This window comes from Bradyrhizobium sp. HKCCYLS2038, from assembly GCF_051167655.1.
In the GTDB taxonomy this organism is placed as follows: domain Bacteria; phylum Pseudomonadota; class Alphaproteobacteria; order Rhizobiales; family Xanthobacteraceae; genus Bradyrhizobium.
In genome coordinates, this window is record NZ_JBNPTM010000007.1 from 48,314 (window position 1) to 66,249 (window position 17,936).

Consider the following 17,936-nt stretch of genomic DNA (forward strand, 5'->3'; position numbering starts at 1 on the left):
GGCCGCAGTTTCTATTGTCGATCCCAGGATAGCAAAATTGGAGACCAGCGTGGCGGTTATCGTACCTTTCGAAAGCCCATCGGGTGCGTCGATCGATGGGCTGGTCGGCCTGGTTAGCGCCGACATGGAACGGGTCAACGCCACGATCCTGTCGCGGACCGGCTCGGACGTGACGATGATTCCGGAGGTCGCCAATCATCTGATCTCCTCCGGCGGCAAGCGGCTGCGGCCGATGCTGACGCTGGCGATGGCGCATCTCACCGACTATGCCGGCGACGGCCACGTCAAGCTCGCCGCCGCGGTCGAGTTCATGCACACCGCGACCTTGCTGCACGACGACGTCGTCGACGAGAGCGAAATGCGCCGCGGCAAATTGTCGGCGCGCATGCTGTGGGGCAACGAGGCCAGCGTGCTGGTCGGCGACTTCCTGCTCGGACAGGCGTTCCGCATGATGGTCGAGGTCGGCTCGCTGCGCGCGCTCGACATTCTCTCGGCGGCCGCCGCCACCATCGCCGAGGGCGAGGTGATGCAGCTCGCCGCCGCCAAGAACACCGCGACCACCGAGGACGAATATCTCGCCGTGATCCGCGGCAAGACCGCCGAGCTGTTCGCGGCCGCCTGCGAGGTCGGCCCGGTGCTCGCCGAGCGCCCGAAGGCCGAACAGACCGCCTCACGCTCGTTCGGCATGAATCTCGGCATCGCATTCCAGCTCGTCGACGACGTGCTCGACTATGGCGGCAAGGCCGCCAAGCTCGGCAAGAACGTCGGCGACGATTTCCGCGAGGGCAAGATCACCCTGCCGGTCGTGCTCGCCTTCCGCCGCGGCAGCGACAGCGAGCGCGCGTTCTGGATCAAGTCGCTGGAGCGCGGCGAGATCAGCGACAGCGATCTCGACCACGCGATCGGCCTGATGAACAAGCACCGAGCATTGGAAGACACGATCAGCCGCGCACATCATTACGGCGCCATGGCCGTGGACGCGCTGGCGCTGTTCCCGGCCTCGCCGATGAAGGCCGCGCTGGAGCAGGTCGTCGCGTTCTGCCTGGCACGGTCGCATTAGTTGGTTGGACTGTGCACTCCGCCGGGAGACTCATGTCCCGCGCAAGCGATGCGCATTAATGCGCCCTCGCCCCTTGTGGGAGAGCGCATGCAGGACAGATCAGCAAGCTCGCTTGGGTGAGGGGTATGCCTCCGCAAGCGCGGTGTCTGCGGAGAGATACCCCTCACCCAAGCGAGTACGCGGATAAGCCGGCGATGCCCTCTCCCAAAAGGGGAGAGGCACTGTATCGGGCAACTGCTCGCATTTACTAATTACTACTAACTCAGCGTCCCCGCATGCACCCACCATTCGGGGTGTGCGGCTGCGATGGCAGCGCCGGCAGCCTTTGCATCCGCCTCGCTGCCGTAGATCGCAAAACACGTTGCGCCCGAGCCGGACATGCGCGCCAGCAGTACGCCTGCGCTCGCGCGCAGTGCGTCGAGCACGGTGCCGATGATCGGCTGCACCTTCAACGCGGGCGGCTCGAGGTCGTTGTTCACTTGGCCAAGTGCGGCGACCCAATCGCGGACGGAGGCGCCGGCGCCGGGCCAGGACGGCGCCGTCAGCACATCGCCAACACCGACCAACAGGTCGCCCGGCTTGAGACCGAGCGCGTGGAAGACGTCCTTGGTCGCCACCGGCACGCGCGGATTGATCATCACGCAGGGCAGGACGAGAAGCGCGAGCGGCTGCAGATTTTCGCCGACACCCGCCATGGTGCAAGCGCGCGAGGGCACGCAGACCGGAACGTCGGCGCCGGTCTTCAGGGCCACGGCCGCAAGCCTGGGATCGTCGAGCGCCAAGCCGTTCAGTCGGGCCAGCAGCCGCAGCGCCGCTGCGGCATCGGCCGAGCCGCCGCCGATACCGGCTGCGACAGGCAGCACCTTTTCCAGGGTGAAGGCGCCGAGCTTGAGGCCGGGGACGGCGTCCGCCAGCAGCCGCGCCGCCTTGAGCACCAGATTGTCCGAGGTCTCGCCGCAGGCCTCCGCCAGCGGACCGGTCGTGGTCAGCGTCAGCCCCTCGCCCGGCACCAGCGTGAGCTGATCGGCGCAGTCGGCGAACGCGACCACGCTTTCGAGGTCATGATAGCCGTCGACGCGGCGGCCGACGACCCGCAAAGTGAGATTGACCTTGGCGCGGCCCTGCTCCCGCAGCGCGCCGGTGACCGTGGACGCCATCATCGGCGCAATGCCCCCAACATCGTCATGTCAGGCGCGGCAGGTTCGGCGCCACGCCCTCTCAAAATCATCCGGGCTCCCCGGCAAACCGAGGAGCCCGTGACGGCTCTTACATCGTGATCCGGACGAAGTGATCCGGACGAACTAGCCGCCCTTGCCGTCGTCCTTCTTGGCGGCGGGCGCGTCCTTGGTGTCGGCACTCGCCGCCGCCGGCCCCGGCTCGTCGGTCAGGCCGTTCTGGATCTTGGCCTCGATCTTCGGCAGCTCTTCGGGCTCGGGCTTGAGGTCGCGGGCGTGCGCCCACTGGAACTTGGCTTCCAGCTTGCGGCCGATCTTCCAATAGGCGTCGCCGAGATGGTCGTTGATGGTCGGATCCTCGGGCTTGAGGTCGATCGCGCGCTCGAGGTTCTTCACCGCCTCCTCGTAATTGCCGATGCGGAAATAGGCCCAGCCGAGCGAGTCGACGATGTAGCCGTCGTCGGGGCGCTGCTCGACGGCGCGCTTGATCATCTTCATGCCTTCGTCGAGATTGGTGCCCTGGTCGATCCAGGAATAGCCGAGATAGTTCAGCACGTGCGGCTGGTCGGGCTGCAGCTCGAGCGCCTTGCGCATGTCGGCCTCGGCCTTCGGCCACTGCTTGGAACGCTCCAGGCAGATGCCGCGATAGTAGTAATAGACGCTGTTGCCCTTGTCGTTGTTGGCGGGCAGCGAATCGACGCCGAGCGAATAGGTCTTTGCGCAATCGGCGAACTTCTTGCGGCCGCGCTCGACGTTGCCGAGCGCCATGATGGCCTCGAGATCCTTCGGATCCTGGGCGATGACGTCCTTGAGGATCTTGATCGCCTCGTCGCTGCGGTCGGCCGAGTCGAGATCGGTCGCGAGCTGGATCTGCGCGTTGCGCTTCAGCGGCGAGCTCGCCGGCACTCGCTCATAGACCTTGATCGCCATCTGCGGCTTCTTCACGGTCTCGTAGAGATCGGCGAGCGACAGCAGCGCCAGCGGATGGTTCGGCTGCAGGTGCAGCGCGAGCTGCAGGTAGACCAGCGCGAGGTCCTCGCCGCCGCGGCGGCTCAGGGTCGCGCCGATGCCGTACAGCGCCTCGGCGGCGCCGGCCTGCGGCGAGTCCACCAGCGGCGGCATCTTCTTGCCGGCCTTGGAGTCGCGCAGGCCTTCCTGCACCAGCGGGTGACGGGCGAGCTTCTTGTCGAAGGCCTCATAGATCGCGGTCGCCGCGGCCGCATCCTTGTTGCGCGACAGCCAGTGCGCATAGGCCTCGGTGATGCGCAGCATCGAATCGTCGAGCTTGTAGGCGCGCTCGAAGCGCGTGCCGGCGTCCTTCTCCTTGCCGGCGAGCTCGAGGATCATGCCGGCATGCAGGTCCTTGAACAGCGGATACCATTCCGGCCCGGTCAGCTTGTCGATGTTGGCGACCGCGCCCTTGGCGTCGCCCGCGCCCGCGGTGGCCCAGGCCGACAGCAGGGTGGCGACGAGATCGGTGATCGGGCCGCGCACCGACTGGTTGATGTTGTTCTGAGCGGCCGCGTACTTCTTCTGCTTGATGTCCTGCACGCCCATCACCAGACGGGCGATGCGGTTGGACTTGTCGACGGTCAGGATCCGTTCGGCGAGCTTCACCGCCTCGTCGATGTCGCCGTCGGCGACCGAGGAGATGAAGGCGCGGTCGAGCAGCTCGTTGTTCTTGGGATCGCTGCGCAGCGCCGAGCGATAGAACGCGGCGGCCGAGGCGGCGTCGCGCTCGACGCTGGCATGGCGGGCCGCCAGATAGCTGCCGGACGTGGTCAGCGATTTCAAATCGACATTGGTCGGAAACTTCGCCGTGTCAGCCGGATGATCCGGCGTCTGTGCCAGGGCGACACCCGGGAGCAGCACGGCAGCAACGGCAACGGCAGTCCAGCGATTGCAGCGAATTGAAAACATCACGGTGCGCTCTGATTGTTGGAAAGGACGGTCGTACGCGGACACGAACCCGGTCGGCTCTTCAAGGCGCCGACAATGCCGCGTTTGGCGGCCAACCGCAAGGATTTGCAGGATATTCGGGTCAGCCGGAAGCCTCTTTGGCAAGGTCACCTGCGTCAAACCGCGCCAGTATGGCCGTATCGTGGCCGGCCGCCCCCGGAGGCGCGGCCGACTCACGCAAACGTGCGTGAGGTTAAGAGGCTACATGGCCTCGTAGTTGGGACCGCCGCCGCCTTCCGGAGGAACCCAGGTGATGTTGCCGTTGGGGTCCTTGACGTCGCAGGTCTTGCAGTGGACGCAGTTCTGCGCGTTGATCACGAAGCGCGGGCTCGAGCCGTCCTCGACCCACTCGTAGACACCCGCCGGGCAATAGCGGTTCGACGGTCCGGCGTAGACATCGTGCTCGGAGCTCTTCTGCAGGGCCATGTCGGCGACCTTCAGATGCACCGGCTGGTCTTCCTCGTGATTGGTGTTGGAGAGGAATACCGACGACAGCCGGTCGAAGGTCAGCTTGCCGTCGGGCTTCATCGCCGGCTTCGGCTGGTGCGCCTTGGCGGCATCGAGCGTCGCGCGATCCGGCTTGCTATGCGACTGGGTGCCGAACAGCGAGAAGCCGAGCGTGTTGCACCACATGTCGAAGCCGCCAAGCATGACGCCGAGCACGGTGCCGAACTTCGACCACAGCGGCTTGACGTTGCGCACCTTGAACAGGTCCTCGCCCACCGGCGACGACCGCCAGGCGTTCTCGTACTCTACCAGTTCGTCATTGGCGCGGCCGGCGGCGAGCGCCGCATTGAGATGCTCGGCCACGAGCATCGCGCTGCCCATCGCATTGTGCACGCCCTTGATGCGCGGCACGTTGACGAAGCCCGCGGCGCAGCCGATCAGCGCGCCGCCGGCGAACGACAGCCGCGGCACCGACTGATAGCCGCCTTCGGTGATGGCGCGCGCGCCGTAGGCCAGGCGCTTGCCGCCTTCGAGCACGCCGCGGATCGACGGGTGCGTCTTGAAGCGCTGGAATTCCTCGAACGGCGACAGATACGGATCGTCGTAGTTCAGATGCACGACGAAGCCGACCGCGACGAGATTGTCGTCGTAGTGATACAGGAACGAGCCGCCGCCGGTCTTCATGTCGAGCGGCCAGCCGAACGAGTGCTGGATCAGGCCCTTCTGGTGCTTGGCGGGATCGATCTGCCAGACCTCCTTGAGGCCGATGCCGAACTTCGCCGGCTCGCTCTTGGCGTCGAGCGCGAACTTCGCGATCAGCTGCTTGGACAGACTGCCGCGCGCGCCCTCCGCGAACAGCGTGTACTTGCCGAGCAGCTCCATGCCGCGGGTGAACGACGCTTTGGGCTTGCCGTCCTTGCCGATGCCCATATCGCCGGTGGCGATGCCGCGCACCGCGCCCTGCTCGTCATACAGCACTTCGGTCGCCGCGAAGCCCGGATAGATCTCGACGCCGAGCGCCTCCGCCTTGCGCGACAGCCAGCGGCAGACGTTGCCGAGCGAGCCGACGAAGCAATGATGGTTGTCCATGAAGGGCGGCATCGCGAAGCCCGGCAGCTTGATCGCGCCGCTCTCGGTCATCCAGAAGAACTTGTCGTCCTTGACCTGGGTCTTGAGCGGGCAGTCGTCGTCCGAGCGCCAGTCCGGCAGCAGCTTGTCGAGCGCAACGGGATCGATCACCGCACCGGACAGGATGTGCGCGCCGACCTCGGAGCCTTTCTCGACGACGACGATGTTGAGGTCGGCATTGAGCTGCTTCAGCCGGATCGCGGCGGTCAGGCCCGCGGGGCCGGCGCCGACGATGACGACGTCGAACTCCATGGATTCGCGCGGAGGTAATTCTTCGGTGCTCATCTCTCTCGATCTCAGGCCGGCCGGTGCAGTGGATGTGGCCCTTGCAGCCCCCCGGCGCAAGCAAAGGCCAAACCCGCAAGCTGCAATGGCAACAATGACTTATCTAGGGTTCCTCAAGGCGTTCGCGTTTCGCTGGAGGCTGATCCTGGAGGGGAGCGAAGGCGGCCGAGGGAACACTAGGGCGTTCCGTCCCATTTTTGGGCTATTCCAAGCTCTTGTTTCCGATTTTTCCGGGCAGGACAACCACGGAAATGCATTCCGCCATGCATCGGGGCGGCGTAGACTGTGCCATCGATCGATCATGATGAATCCCGAACCCCTCCCCAACGTCCGGCAATTGCTCGCCTTCTATCTGGAGGCCGGGGTCGACTGCGCGCTCGGCGACGAGCCGATCAACCGGCTGGTCGAGCCCGAGCCTGTGCCTGCTGCGCCCGCCGCGCGGCAGGCCGCGCCACCGCAGCCGAGCCGGCCGGCGGCGCCTGCGATCATCGCGCCGCGCGGCGATGCGCCGCCTCCGCCGGAGGCCGCCATCGCCTCGGCGCGCGAGGCCGCCCGGACGGCGGCGTCGCTGGAGGCGCTGCGCGCGTTGCTGGAGGCGTTTGACGGCTGCGCGCTGAAGCAGACGGCATCGCGGCTGGTGTTCGCCGATGGCAATCCCGAAGCCCGCATCATGCTGGTCGGCGAGGCGCCGGGGCGTGACGAGGACATCGAGGGACTGCCGTTCGTCGGCCGCTCGGGCAAGCTGCTCGATCGCATGATCGGCGCCATCGGGCTCGATCGCAGCAAGGTGTATATCGCCAACGTGATTCCGTGGCGGCCGCCCGGCAACCGCACGCCGACCCCGCAGGAGACGCAGATCTGCCTGCCGTTCATCCGCCGCCAGATCGAGCTGGTCGATCCCGACGTGCTGGTGACGCTCGGCAACCCGTCGACGCAGGCCCTGCTCGGCACCACCGAGGGCATCATGCGCACGCGCGGCAAATGGCGCGACTACGACACCGGCAAGCGCACCATCCGCGCCATCGCCACCTTCCACCCGGCCTATCTGCTGCGCTCACCGTCCTACAAGCGGCTGTCCTGGCAGGACCTGCGCGCCATCGCGACGGTGCTGGCGGTCTGAGCCAAACTCTCTCGGCGTCATTGCGAGGAGCGGAGCGACGAAGCAATCCAGAGTCGCGGGCGGGACTCTGGATTGCTTCGCTTCGCTCGCAATGACGGTTGGGGCCGGCACCGCCCCCTCACCAACGCCGTCATCGCGAGCGCAGCGACGCGATCCAGGGGCCACGCGGGACTGGGGATTGCGTCGTCGCCAATGCTCTTCGCCATGACGAGGAGCGCGATGAGCGCCAGGTCGTCTCACCGGACGTCGCTTGTGGAAAGCCTACTGCCCCTTCGGCCGGACGATCGCCCAGCCGATGCGCAGCACCGGCTGGCGGCCGTTGATCAGCCAGTCGAAGCTGCGCGGCACCTCGGGCACCAGGCCCGGAAAGCGCTGGGCGAGGTCCGGCGGCGGCGTGCCGACCGTATCGGAGGCGCGCCACACCACGACGCCGCCGGTCTCGGCGAATTTCGCGGCCGTGACCCACGGCGTCCGCTGCGGCGTGGCGTCGAGGAACAGGTGCGCGCGGCGGCGGCCGAGCGAGACCAGGCTGGCGAGCTGTGGGTCGCCGGCCACCGCCTGAAGCCGCTGGCTGGTGCGGCGCTCAAAGCTCTCGACGAAGAAGCGGGAGATGTCGCGGGCCGGCATCGACGTCGCGAGCTCACCATCTCCGATCAGGGGCAGCACCACCGCGCTGCCGGCCACCAGAACGGCCGGAGCAGCCACCGCGGCAGCCCAGACCAGCCGCAGCAGGCGCTGGCGCCGCAGATAGATCAGGTCGCCGGAGGCGACCACCATGGCGAGGCCGACCATGCTCAAGGTGACTGCGGCGCCGCCATACACCGTGGGGAGGCCGAACAGGGCCGCGATCAGGCTGCCGGCCAGCGCTGGTGCGATCGCGAAGCAATAGACGAAGTCGCGGGCGAGCGGCGCGACGGGCCGGCGATAGATGATCGGCGCGTCGGTGTCGCTGCGCCCGGCCCAGCTCGCGTCGAGCACGACGAGCAGCAGCACGGCGGCGACCGCCAGCAACAAGCCGCCCGCCAGCGCGAGCCATTGCCAGGCGCGCGCCGACAGCTCGGCCAGCAGCGGCAGCGCCGGCAGCCCGACGCTGTCGGACCGCATCACGAAGATCAGATAGGGCAGCGCCAGCGCCAGCACGACGAGCAACGCGAACAGCGGATCGAACGACCGCAGCACGCGGCGGCCCTGTGCGGTCGAAACGGTGAATCCGACGATCAGGAGCAGCAGGCCGGCGGCCGCCGGCGTGGTCAGCAGCAGAAGGCCGGCCTCGATCGACCAGGTGAACCAGGCATTGCGCCGCCCCTGGCCCAGGATCTGCCAACTATGCAGAAGCAGCAGCGCCCAGAGCGGCCGCGCCAGCACCTCGGGGCCGAATTCCAGGGTTGGCGCTCCGAACGCGGTGATGGTCATGGTCAGCAGCACGGCGAGCACCGCCTGCTGGCCGCCGACGATGGAGCGCGCCAGGAGATAGATGACCCAGAGCGCCACGGCCGAGCACAGCATCGCGACGACGTAGACGCCGAACACATGGTTGCCGGCGGCGCGATAGGCGATGTCCGAAAGCCAGAACGTCAGCGGCGGTCCCAGATCGGTGCCGACCTGGTACTCCCGTCCAAATGCGATTCCCGTGGCAAGCTGGCCGGGCGGGCTGCGATAGAACAGCACGGCGACACCGAGCCAGAGCAAGGCCTGGCACAGCACCACGATGACGACGACCAGTCGCGGCCTTGCGCGGATCAGTTCGACAACCAGTGACGTGAAACGCATGAACGGCTGGATCGCTTGAAACGTCAGGAGGCCGGCAGAACCGTCCCTCATCCGCAGCTTTGTCCGACGCCCGCAATCGATACCGCGTGATCGAGGCGCACAAGACCGCCCCCGCCGCGGGGAGTGACAATTCGTGCTGGTTGGCTATCTCAAGCTTTAAGACCGCGGCGCCATCGAGGCAACCGGCATCAGGCTCACAGCGAGATTTCCGTGGATGTCACCACGGTGATCTCCGCGAACAGATCCGGTTCGGGCATATCGGTCCAAGGCTGATGCTTGCGCCGCGCGGCCACGACCGGGGCGAACAGGCTGCGATGGTGCACCGACGGACCGAGGCGGTCGAGCGCGGCGAGATGCTCCGGCACGCCATAGCCCTTGTGCTGCTCGAAGCCATAACCCGGGCAATCCTGCGCCAGCGCGCACATCAGCCGGTCGCGCGTGACCTTGGCGACGATCGAGGCCGCGGCGATCGACATCACCAGGCCGTCGCCGCCGATCACCGCCTCGCAATTGCAATCGACGTCGATGCGGTCGCGGCCGTCGACGAACACGTGCTTCGGCGCCTCCGGCAGTGCCCTCACCGCGCGCGACAGCGCCCACAGCGAGGCCCGCAGGATGTTGTCGCGATCGATTCGCGCCGGCGACGCCATCGCCACCGCGAAGGAAGACGTCTTGCAGATCTTGTCGAACAGCACCTCGCGCTGCTCGGCCGTCAGCCGCTTGGAATCGTCGAGGCCCTTCGGGATGCGATTGGGATCGAGAATCACGGCGGCGGCGACCACGGGGCCCGCAAGCGGCCCACGGCCGGCCTCATCGCAGCCGGCGACCGGCCAGATACCCTGCTTCAGCAGCGCGCGCTCGCGGCGGAAGCTCGGCGGCGCCACCGCGATGACGCCCTTGCCGGCTTTGACAGAAGCTTTCGCCGTGCCCTTCGCTGCAGCGGCCTTCGTCACAGCACCGCTGGCCGCTTTCGCCCTGCCCGGCTTCTTCGCTTGGTCCCGAATCATGGCCGGCATGGTGCGGAACGAGCCGCGGCAGCGCAACCCGGAACCATGCTCAAGTCCCCGCTATCCATAGTGCCACTGCACTGCTAGATCTGGCAGAGCTGGTAGAGGCAGACGGCTCGACGGCTTGCCCCTCTTTCCAGCCACTGGGTAGTTCCTACGCTTTCGACCGCAACCGCCAGACGCAGATAGTCTCCAGTGGCAGGCACTGGATGACTATCGCCTCGACACCGGCGCTGCAAGCAACCTCGCGGACGTCGAGCGCATCACTTCAACGCTCGCTTACGCTCAGAACAAGCTCAACTGCTGCCCGCCGCCCTTCGGCCGCACAAAATGATCGGTCGTCAGCTTGGTCCGGCGCTTGTTCAGCCCGAGCTTCTCGCAGGCGATCTCGAAGCGGCGGCCGATCATCCAGGCCATCGGCCCCGTGCCCTTCATCCGCGTGCCCCATTGCGAGTCGTAGTCACGGCCGCCGCGCATGTCGCGGATCAGGGTGAAGACGTGGCGATAGCGGTCCGGATAGTGCTCCAGCAGCCATTCGCGGAACAGGTCACGCACCTCCAGCGGCAGCCGCAGCAGCACATACGCCGCCTCCTTCACGCCGGCGTGGGCCGCCGCATCGAGGATGCGCTCGATCTCGCTGTCGTTGAGCGCCGGGATCACAGGCGCCACCATCACAGTCGTCGGAATGCCCGCCTTGGACAAGGCCTGCAGCGCCTCCAGCCGCTTCGACGGCGTCGACGCCCGCGGCTCCATGGTGCGCGCCAGCTTCGGATCCAGCGTGGTCACTGATATCGCGACCTTCGCCAGGTTCTTCTTGGCCATCCGCGCCAGAATGTCGGCATCACGCATCACCAGCGCCGACTTGGTGACGATTCCGACGGGATGGCCAACCTTTTCCAGCACCTCGAGGATGCCGCGCATAATCTTCCGCTCGCGCTCGATCGGCTGGTAGGGATCGGTGTTGGTGCCGATCGCGATCATCCGCGGCTCGTAGCCGCTGGCCGCGAGTTCCTTCTCCAGCAGCGCCGGCGCATCCGGCTTCACGAACAGCTTGGATTCGAAATCGAGCCCCGGCGACAGGCCGAGAAAGGCGTGGGTCGGCCGCGCGAAACAATAGACGCAGCCGTGCTCACAGCCGCGATACGGATTGATCGAGCGATCGAAGCCGATGTCAGGCGACTCGTTGCGGGTGATGACCTTGCGCGAGGTATCGGTCGCGACCGTCGTCTTGAACGGCGGCAGTTCCTCGAGGCTCTGCCAGCCATCGTCGAAGACAACGCGGGCCTCCGCCTCGTAGCGGCCGCTCGCATTGGATTGGGCACCCCGGCCGCGGCGCCGGCCCCGTTCGATGGCGACCGCGAGTTCGGGAAAGTCCTTTTCAGGACTCGAGGAAGGCGCGCCCACCGGCTCGGAGGGCACCGTGACCGGCGGGCGCTTGAGGGCATGTGAAGATGCTCGGCTCATGGGCCAAGACATAGCACAAAAAGAGAACATAACAAGATCAAAATTGAACAGGCTGAACCGAATTGGTTCTAAGCCTGGGCTAGGCCAGCCATCACATTCCCGTTCTATGCTGCGGCCGCGTTGGAACGGGACGGTGCGGCGTTACTCTCATGTACTCTCCCGCAGGCGCGAAACAGACGGCAAGCGAGGTCCCATGCAGATCAGTTCTCCCCAACCGACCCTTCGTGCCGACGATCTCGACCTGCTCGATCGCTATTGGCGCGCGGCCAACTATCTCTCGGTCGGGCAGATCTATCTGCTCGACAACCCGTTGCTGCGCGAGCCGCTCAAGCCCGAGCACATCAAGCCGCGCCTGCTCGGCCATTGGGGCACGACGCCGGGGCTGAACTTCATCTACGCCCATCTCAACCGCGCCATCGCGGCGCAGGATCTCAACGTCATCTATGTCTGCGGTCCCGGCCATGGCGGCCCGGGCATGGTCGCCAACACCTATCTCGAGGGCACCTACAGCGAGATCTATCCGGACATTACCCGCGATGCCGACGGCCTGCGCAAACTGTTCCGGCAGTTCTCCTTCCCTGGCGGCATTCCGAGCCATGCGGCACCTGAGACGCCGGGGTCGATCCACGAAGGCGGCGAGCTCGGCTACGCGCTGGTGCACGCCTATGGCGCCGCGTTCGACAATCCCGACCTGATCGTCGCCTGCGTCGTCGGCGATGGCGAGGCCGAGACCGGCCCGCTCGCCGCGTCCTGGCATTCGAACAAGTTCCTGAACCCCGCGCAGGACGGCGCCGTGCTGCCGATCCTGCATCTCAACGGCTACAAGATCGCCAATCCCACCGTGCTCGGCCGCATGAGCGATGCCGAGATCAAGTGCCTGTTCGACGGTTATGGCTATGCGCCGCTGTTCGTCGCGGGCGACGAGCCCAAGGCGATGCACCGGCAGATGGCGGATGCGTTTGACGTGGCGTTCGCAAGCATCCGCTCGATCCAGCAGAACGCACGTCAGCCGGATGCAGTGATCCAGCGCCCGCGTTGGCCGATGATCGTGCTCCGCAGCCCGAAGGGCTGGACCGGCCCGAAACAGGTCGACGGCCTCAAGGTCGAAGGCTTCTGGCGCGCGCATCAGGTGCCGATATCGAATCCGCGAGGCAAGCCGGAGCATCTCGCGCTGCTCGAGACCTGGATGAAGAGCTATCAGCCGGAGACGCTGTTCGACGCGCAAGGCCGCCTCGTGCCGGAGCTGCAGGCGTTGGCGCCGCGCGGCCCGCGGCGCATGGGCGCCAATCCGCACGCCAACGGCGGGCTGCTCAAGCGCGAGCTCAAGCTGCCGGATTATCGCGCCTTCGCGGTCAAGGTGACCTCACCAGGCGAGACCATCGCGGAAGCGACGCGCGAACTCGGGAAGTTTCTGCGCGAGGTCATCACGCTGAACGCGGCCAACCGAAACTTCCGCATCATGGGCCCGGACGAGACCGCCTCGAACCGGCTCGACGCGGTGTTCGACGTCACCGAGCGGGTATGGATGGAGGGCATCGAGCCCTATGACGTCCATCTCGCGCATGACGGCCGCGTCATGGAAGTGCTCAGCGAGCACCTCTGCCAGGGCTGGCTCGAAGGCTATCTGCTGACCGGGCGCCATGGCCTGTTCTCCTGCTACGAGGCCTTCATCCACATCGTGGATTCGATGTTCAACCAGCACGCCAAATGGCTGAAGGTGTCGCGCCATCTGCCGTGGCGGCGGCCGATCGCGTCGCTGAACTATCTCTTGACCTCGCATGTCTGGCGCCAGGATCACAACGGCTTCAGCCACCAGGATCCGGGCTTCGTCGACCTCGTCGCCAACAAGAAGGCGGACATCGTCCGCATCTACTTCCCGCCCGATGCCAACACGCTGTTGTGGATCGCGGATCACTGCCTGCGCACCTACAACCGCATCAACGTCATCGTCGCCGGCAAGCAGCCCGCGCCGCAATGGCTATCGATGCAGGACGCCGCTGTTCATTGCGACGCCGGCATCGGCATCTGGTCGTGGGCGGGCACCGGCCCCGCCGACGCCGAACCAGACGTCGTGATGGCCTGCGCGGGAGACGTCCCGACCCTGGAGACGCTCGCCGCCGTCGACCTGCTGCGCAACAGGCTGCCGCATCTCAAGATCCGCGTCGTCAACGTCGTCGACCTGATGACGCTGCAGCCCGAGACCGAGCATCCGCACGGCCTCAGCGACCGCGACTTCGACAGCCTGTTCACGACGAACAAGCCTGTGATCTTCGCCTATCACGGCTATCCGCATCTCATTCACCGCCTCACCTACAGCCGCACCAACCATGCAGGCATGCACGTGCGCGGCTTCATCGAAGAGGGCACCACGACCACGCCGTTCGACATGGTGGTGCTCAACGAGCTCGACCGTTTCCATCTTGCCATCGAGGTGATCGAGCGGGTGCCGGGGCTCAGCGTCTCCGCCGCGCATGTGAAGCAGGACTTCCGTGACGCGCTGATCGCGCACGCGCGCTACGTCCGCGAGCACGGCGAGGACATGCCGGCCATCCGCGACTGGGCCTGGCAGAGCAGCGCGGCCGGGACGACGCCAGCGGAGGCCGGGGACTGAGCCCCCACTCAGCCGCTGACGACCGCGGCCTGCCGTTCGGGCGACGTCCGAACGGGGCGCGCGGGGATGCTGCCGCAAAATTCCGCAATGCAGCGGGCTGATTTGGCCGTGACGAGATGATAACAGTCCGGGCGGAGGCACTAAAATCCCGATGTCCGGTTCATGCTGAGCGTGATCATTCCGACCGCAGGAGTCGAGCAGACCGCCGTGGCCACCCTGTCCGCGCTGGTGCCGGGGGCCGCGGCAGGTGTCGTTACCGAGGTGCTGCTGGTCGACCGCTCCGCCGATTCCAGCGTGATCGAGCGTGTCGCCGACGTCGCCGGCTGTCACTTCATGACGTTCGAGGGCTCCCATGCCGCCGCGCTGGCGGCCGGCGCCGCTCAGGCGCGCGCCCCATGGCTTATGTTTCTGCCGGCCGGCGCAATGCTCGATCCCGGCTGGATCGATGAGACCGTGCAGTTCGTGCAGAGCGTGGCGGCGGCGGGCCGGCCGCGCGCCGGCGTGTTTCGCTACGCCCGCTCGCCCTACGCAGACACCAGCCTGCGCGACCGCCTGCGATCGGTTGCGCGGGCGCTGGTCGGGCCGCTCGGTGACCAGGGTCTTCTGATCGCCAGGGATCATTACCGCCAGATCGGCGGCTACAAGCCGGACGCCAAGCGCGCCGAAGCACAGCTGTTGCGCCGGCTCGGCCGCTCGTCGCGCACCATGCTGCGCAGCCGGATCGTCATGGTGTAGCGGCCGCCTCGATACTTGCCAAAGTCAACAAATTAGTTGACAATGGCAAACATTGAGGAGATGCCGCCATGCCCGATGTGCAGCCCGACAATTCGGTCACAGCCGTTCGCGCCTTCAACCGCTTCTACACCAGGAAGCTCGGCGCGCTCGATCAGCATTTGCTGGACAGCCCGTTCTCGCTCGCCGAGGCGCGCGTGCTCTACGAGCTCGCCCACCACGACGCGACGACGGCCAAGGAGATCGGCCTGCTGCTCGGTCTCGATGCGGGCTATCTCAGCCGCATCGTGCAGAGCTTCGACGAGAAGGGCCTGATCAACCGCACACCCCTGCCCTCGGATCGCCGGCAGCAGCAGCTCAACCTCACCGCTCGGGGACACCAGGCCTTTGCCAAGCTGGATCGCAGCTCGCAGACGGCGATCGCCGCGATGCTGGCAGCGCTCGGCGCCCCGGCACGTGAGCGGCTCGTCGGCGCGATGGGCACGATCGAGCGCCTGCTGCAGGAGCCGGCGCAGACACGCCCCGTCGTCGTGCTGCGCAGCCACCGCGCCGGCGACATCGGCTGGGTCATCGCCCGGCACGGCGCTGTCTACGCGCAGGAGTATGGCTGGAATGCCGAGTTCGAGGCGCTGGTCGCCGAGATCGGGGCGCAGTTCATCAGAAGCTACGATCCGGCGCGCGAGCATTGCTGGATCGCGGAGCTGGACGGCGCGCCAGTCGGCTCGATCTTCCTGGTCAAGGCCAGCGACGACGTCGCCAAGCTCAGGCTATTGCTGGTGGAGAAGACGGCGCGCGGCTTTGGCGTCGGCCGCGCCTTGACCGAGCAGTGCATCCGCTTCGCGCGCGAGACGAACTACAAGACGATCGAGCTGTGGACGCAGAGCATCCTCACCGCCGCGCGCGACATCTACGCCCGCGCCGGCTTCCGCAAGGTCGCCGAACAGCCGCATGCCTCGTTCGGCGTCGAGCTGATCGGCGAAACGTGGCGGCTCGAGCTTTGATTTGCCGATGGACGACAACTGCCGGTAGGTCGACATCATCTCCACACCACGCCGAGCATGCCGATTGCGGAGTTCCCGTGCTTCGGTAGTATCCCGCGAAACGGAGTGGGGTCTGAGCGGTGATGAACGTGATGATGCGATCGAAGCTTGTGGCGCTGGTTGCGCTCGCAAGCTTGTTTGGATTCGAAGCCGGCACGGCGGCTTATGCCGCGCCGAAAGCAGCCGGCAAGGGACGCACGACGGTCACGATCACGCGCACGACTGATTTCCTGTATCTCGCGGCGCCCGCCGCGGTCGAGATCAACGGCACCAAGGTGGCGAGCCTCGGCCGTGGCGAGAGCTACAACGGCCCGCTCGTGCCCGGCGCCACGACCATCACCGTGTCGACATGGTCCACACCGGGGTCTTCCAAGATCAGCTTCAATGCCGTCCCCGGCAAGACCTATCGGATGGTGGTCGGCCCGCGCGGGGAGAATTTCGCGGCCAACATGCTCGGTGGCCTGATCGGCGCGGCGATCGAAGGCGGCGGCGCCTTCGCAATCGGCCCGGCGAAATGATTCATATGTGAGCCGCAAGCGTGAGCCGCGGGACGCGGCTCACCGTCAGGTCGCGTCAGGCGGTCGCGCCTTGCGCCTTCGGCCGGCGCAGATGCTCGTCGAGCCGCGGCATGATCTCGACGAAATTGCAGGGACGCGTGCGGTAGTCGAGCTGGGCGGCCAGGATGCCGTCCCAGCCGTCGCGGCAGGCGCCGGGCGAGCCCGGCAGGCAGAAGATGTAGGTGGCGCCGGCGACGCCCGCGGTGGCGCGGCTCTGGATCGTCGACGTGCCGATCTTGGCATGGCTGAGCAGGTGGAAAGCGATCGAGAAGCCGTCCATGCGCTTCTCGAACAGCGGCTCGATCGCCTCCGGCGTGACGTCGCGGCCGGTGAAGCCGGTGCCGCCGGTGGTGATGATGACGTCGACGCCGGGATCGGCGATCCAGGACCGCACCACGGCGCGGATCTTCTCGACGTCATCGGTGACGATGTCGCGCCCCGCGAGCTTGTGGCCCGCCGCCGTCAGGCGGTCGCTCAAGGTGTTGCCGGACTTGTCGTCGGCGAGCGAGCGCGTATCCGACACCGTCAGCACGGCGATGTTGAGGGGGATGAAGCTCTTGCTCTCGTCGATCGCCATGATCGCTTCTCCCTAAAGCGAGTTGGCGGCGAACGTGTTGCAGGCCTGCACCGTGCCCTGCTGGTAGCCGACCATGAACCAGCGCTTGCGCTGCGCCGCCGAGCCGTGCGTGAACGAATCTGGCACCACGCGGCCGGTCGCCTGGCGCTGCAGGGTGTCATCGCCGATCGCCGACGCCGTCGTCAGCGCGGCGTCGATGTCGCCCTCCTCCAGGAAGCCCGGACGCTTCTTGGCCTCGCGATTGACCCAGACGCCCGACAGGCAGTCGGCCTGCAGCTCGACCTTGACCTGCAGCGCGTTGGCTTCCGCCTTGCTGCCGGCCGCCTGCTGCATCCGCGTCACGCGCGGCAGGATGCCGAGCAGGTTCTGAATGTGGTGGCCGGCCTCATGCGCGATGATGTAGGCTGCGGTGAACTTGCAGGCACTGCCGGAGCAACCGCGGAACCGGGTTTCCACCTCGCGGAAGAAGCCGGTGTCGAGGAAGATCTGCTTGTCCGGCGGACAATAGAACGGCCCCATCGCCGACTGCGCCATGCCGCAGCGGCCGCCATTGGTGCTGTTGCGGAACAGCACGATCTTCGGTCCGGTGTAATTCTGGCCCGACGACTGGAAGATCTCGGTCCAGCGGTCGTCGATCTCGCCGAGCACGCCGGCGATCATGTCGCCCATCTCATCCTTCGGCGCGCCGGTCTTGCCGGACGACCGGCGGTCGGTCTGGTAGGTCGGCGCGCCGCCATGCGTGATCATCTCGGCGCCGCCGATCAGGATGCGCGGGTCGATGCCGAAGGCGTAGCCGATCAGGCCGAGCACGATGATGGTGCCGATGCCGAGTCCACCGCCGCCGATCGGCAGACCCATACCACCGCCCATCCCGCCGCCCTCGTCGCGACGGTCGTCGATGTCGTCGCTGCGACGGAAATCATCGTAACGCATGGCGGCCTTTCCTCATGATCCCTAGCGCGGCTCTGCGCGAAATGCCCAACGCGGCAAACAGGTAAAATTTC

Annotated in this window: 14 protein-coding genes; 6 read left to right on the top strand and 8 right to left on the bottom strand. The window is 66.7% G+C overall.

The genetic code is table 11. The features are described 5' to 3' along the window. The first annotated feature begins 49 nt into the window (after positions 1–49). On the top strand, positions 50–1,060 hold the full coding sequence (locus ACQR1I_RS27835) for a polyprenyl synthetase family protein (protein WP_434868518.1): 1,011 nt from the start codon (positions 50–52) through the stop codon (positions 1,058–1,060). A gap of 257 nt (positions 1,061–1,317) precedes the next feature. Here the strand turns inward: ACQR1I_RS27835 and ACQR1I_RS27840 are convergent, their stop codons facing one another. The 3 genes from ACQR1I_RS27840 to ACQR1I_RS27850 form a co-directional block, all read right to left on the bottom strand. Continuing rightward, the gene (locus tag ACQR1I_RS27840) at positions 1,318–2,220 is read right to left on the bottom strand and encodes a 4-(cytidine 5'-diphospho)-2-C-methyl-D-erythritol kinase (RefSeq protein ID WP_434868519.1); all 903 of its coding nucleotides are present in this window, start codon (positions 2,218–2,220) and stop codon (positions 1,318–1,320) included. Between the two features lie 141 nt (positions 2,221–2,361). Next, positions 2,362–4,155: a tetratricopeptide repeat protein gene (locus ACQR1I_RS27845; RefSeq protein WP_434868787.1), complete on the bottom strand. Its 1,794-nt coding sequence runs from the start codon at positions 4,153–4,155 to the stop codon at positions 2,362–2,364. A gap of 240 nt (positions 4,156–4,395) precedes the next feature. Beyond that, complete coding sequence (locus ACQR1I_RS27850) at positions 4,396–6,054, bottom strand: electron transfer flavoprotein-ubiquinone oxidoreductase (protein WP_434868520.1); 1,659 nt, start codon at positions 6,052–6,054, stop codon at positions 4,396–4,398. A gap of 304 nt (positions 6,055–6,358) precedes the next feature. Between ACQR1I_RS27850 and ACQR1I_RS27855 the strand changes: the two genes are divergently transcribed. Then, complete coding sequence (locus ACQR1I_RS27855) at positions 6,359–7,174, top strand: uracil-DNA glycosylase (protein ID WP_434868788.1); 816 nt, start codon at positions 6,359–6,361, stop codon at positions 7,172–7,174. Between the two features lie 261 nt (positions 7,175–7,435). Here ACQR1I_RS27855 and ACQR1I_RS27860 read toward each other — a convergent pair whose 3' ends face one another. From ACQR1I_RS27860 to ACQR1I_RS27870, 3 genes are all read right to left on the bottom strand, one after another. Continuing rightward, positions 7,436–8,944: a glycosyltransferase family 39 protein gene (locus ACQR1I_RS27860; RefSeq protein WP_434868521.1), complete on the bottom strand. Its 1,509-nt coding sequence runs from the start codon at positions 8,942–8,944 to the stop codon at positions 7,436–7,438. 194 nt (positions 8,945–9,138) lie between these two features. Beyond that, positions 9,139–9,960 (bottom strand): ribonuclease HII, encoded by an 822-nt coding sequence (locus tag ACQR1I_RS27865; RefSeq protein ID WP_434868522.1) that lies wholly within the window; start codon positions 9,958–9,960, stop codon positions 9,139–9,141. Between the two features lie 276 nt (positions 9,961–10,236). After that, the gene (locus ACQR1I_RS27870) at positions 10,237–11,415 is read right to left on the bottom strand and encodes a PA0069 family radical SAM protein (protein ID WP_434868523.1); all 1,179 of its coding nucleotides are present in this window, start codon (positions 11,413–11,415) and stop codon (positions 10,237–10,239) included. A 193-nt stretch (positions 11,416–11,608) separates the two neighbouring features. Between ACQR1I_RS27870 and ACQR1I_RS27875 the strand changes: the two genes are divergently transcribed. The 4 genes from ACQR1I_RS27875 to ACQR1I_RS27890 all read left to right on the top strand — a co-directional run bounded on the left by ACQR1I_RS27875 (position 11,609) and on the right by ACQR1I_RS27890 (position 16,316). Beyond that, positions 11,609–14,026 carry a phosphoketolase family protein gene (locus ACQR1I_RS27875; protein ID WP_434868524.1) on the top strand — a complete coding sequence of 806 codons (2,418 nt, stop codon included), beginning with the start codon at positions 11,609–11,611 and terminating at the stop codon, positions 14,024–14,026. Positions 14,027–14,188: 162 nt separating this feature from the next. Next, positions 14,189–14,761, top strand: a complete 573-nt coding sequence (locus ACQR1I_RS27880; protein ID WP_434868525.1) for a glycosyl transferase — start codon at positions 14,189–14,191, stop codon at positions 14,759–14,761. 68 nt (positions 14,762–14,829) lie between these two features. Then, entirely contained in the window at positions 14,830–15,759 is a 930-nt protein-coding gene (locus ACQR1I_RS27885) for a bifunctional helix-turn-helix transcriptional regulator/GNAT family N-acetyltransferase (protein WP_434868526.1), read from the top strand. Positions 15,760–15,890: 131 nt separating this feature from the next. Then, the gene (locus ACQR1I_RS27890) at positions 15,891–16,316 is read left to right on the top strand and encodes a hypothetical protein (protein WP_434868527.1); all 426 of its coding nucleotides are present in this window, start codon (positions 15,891–15,893) and stop codon (positions 16,314–16,316) included. A gap of 55 nt (positions 16,317–16,371) precedes the next feature. Here the strand turns inward: ACQR1I_RS27890 and moaB are convergent, their stop codons facing one another. Together moaB and ypfJ are read right to left on the bottom strand one after the other, a co-directional pair. Then, positions 16,372–16,932: a molybdenum cofactor biosynthesis protein B gene (gene moaB / locus ACQR1I_RS27895; RefSeq protein WP_434868528.1), complete on the bottom strand. Its 561-nt coding sequence runs from the start codon at positions 16,930–16,932 to the stop codon at positions 16,372–16,374. Between the two features lie 12 nt (positions 16,933–16,944). Then, positions 16,945–17,865 carry a KPN_02809 family neutral zinc metallopeptidase gene (gene ypfJ / locus ACQR1I_RS27900; RefSeq protein WP_434868529.1) on the bottom strand — a complete coding sequence of 307 codons (921 nt, stop codon included), beginning with the start codon at positions 17,863–17,865 and terminating at the stop codon, positions 16,945–16,947. Positions 17,866–17,936 lie beyond the last annotated feature (71 nt).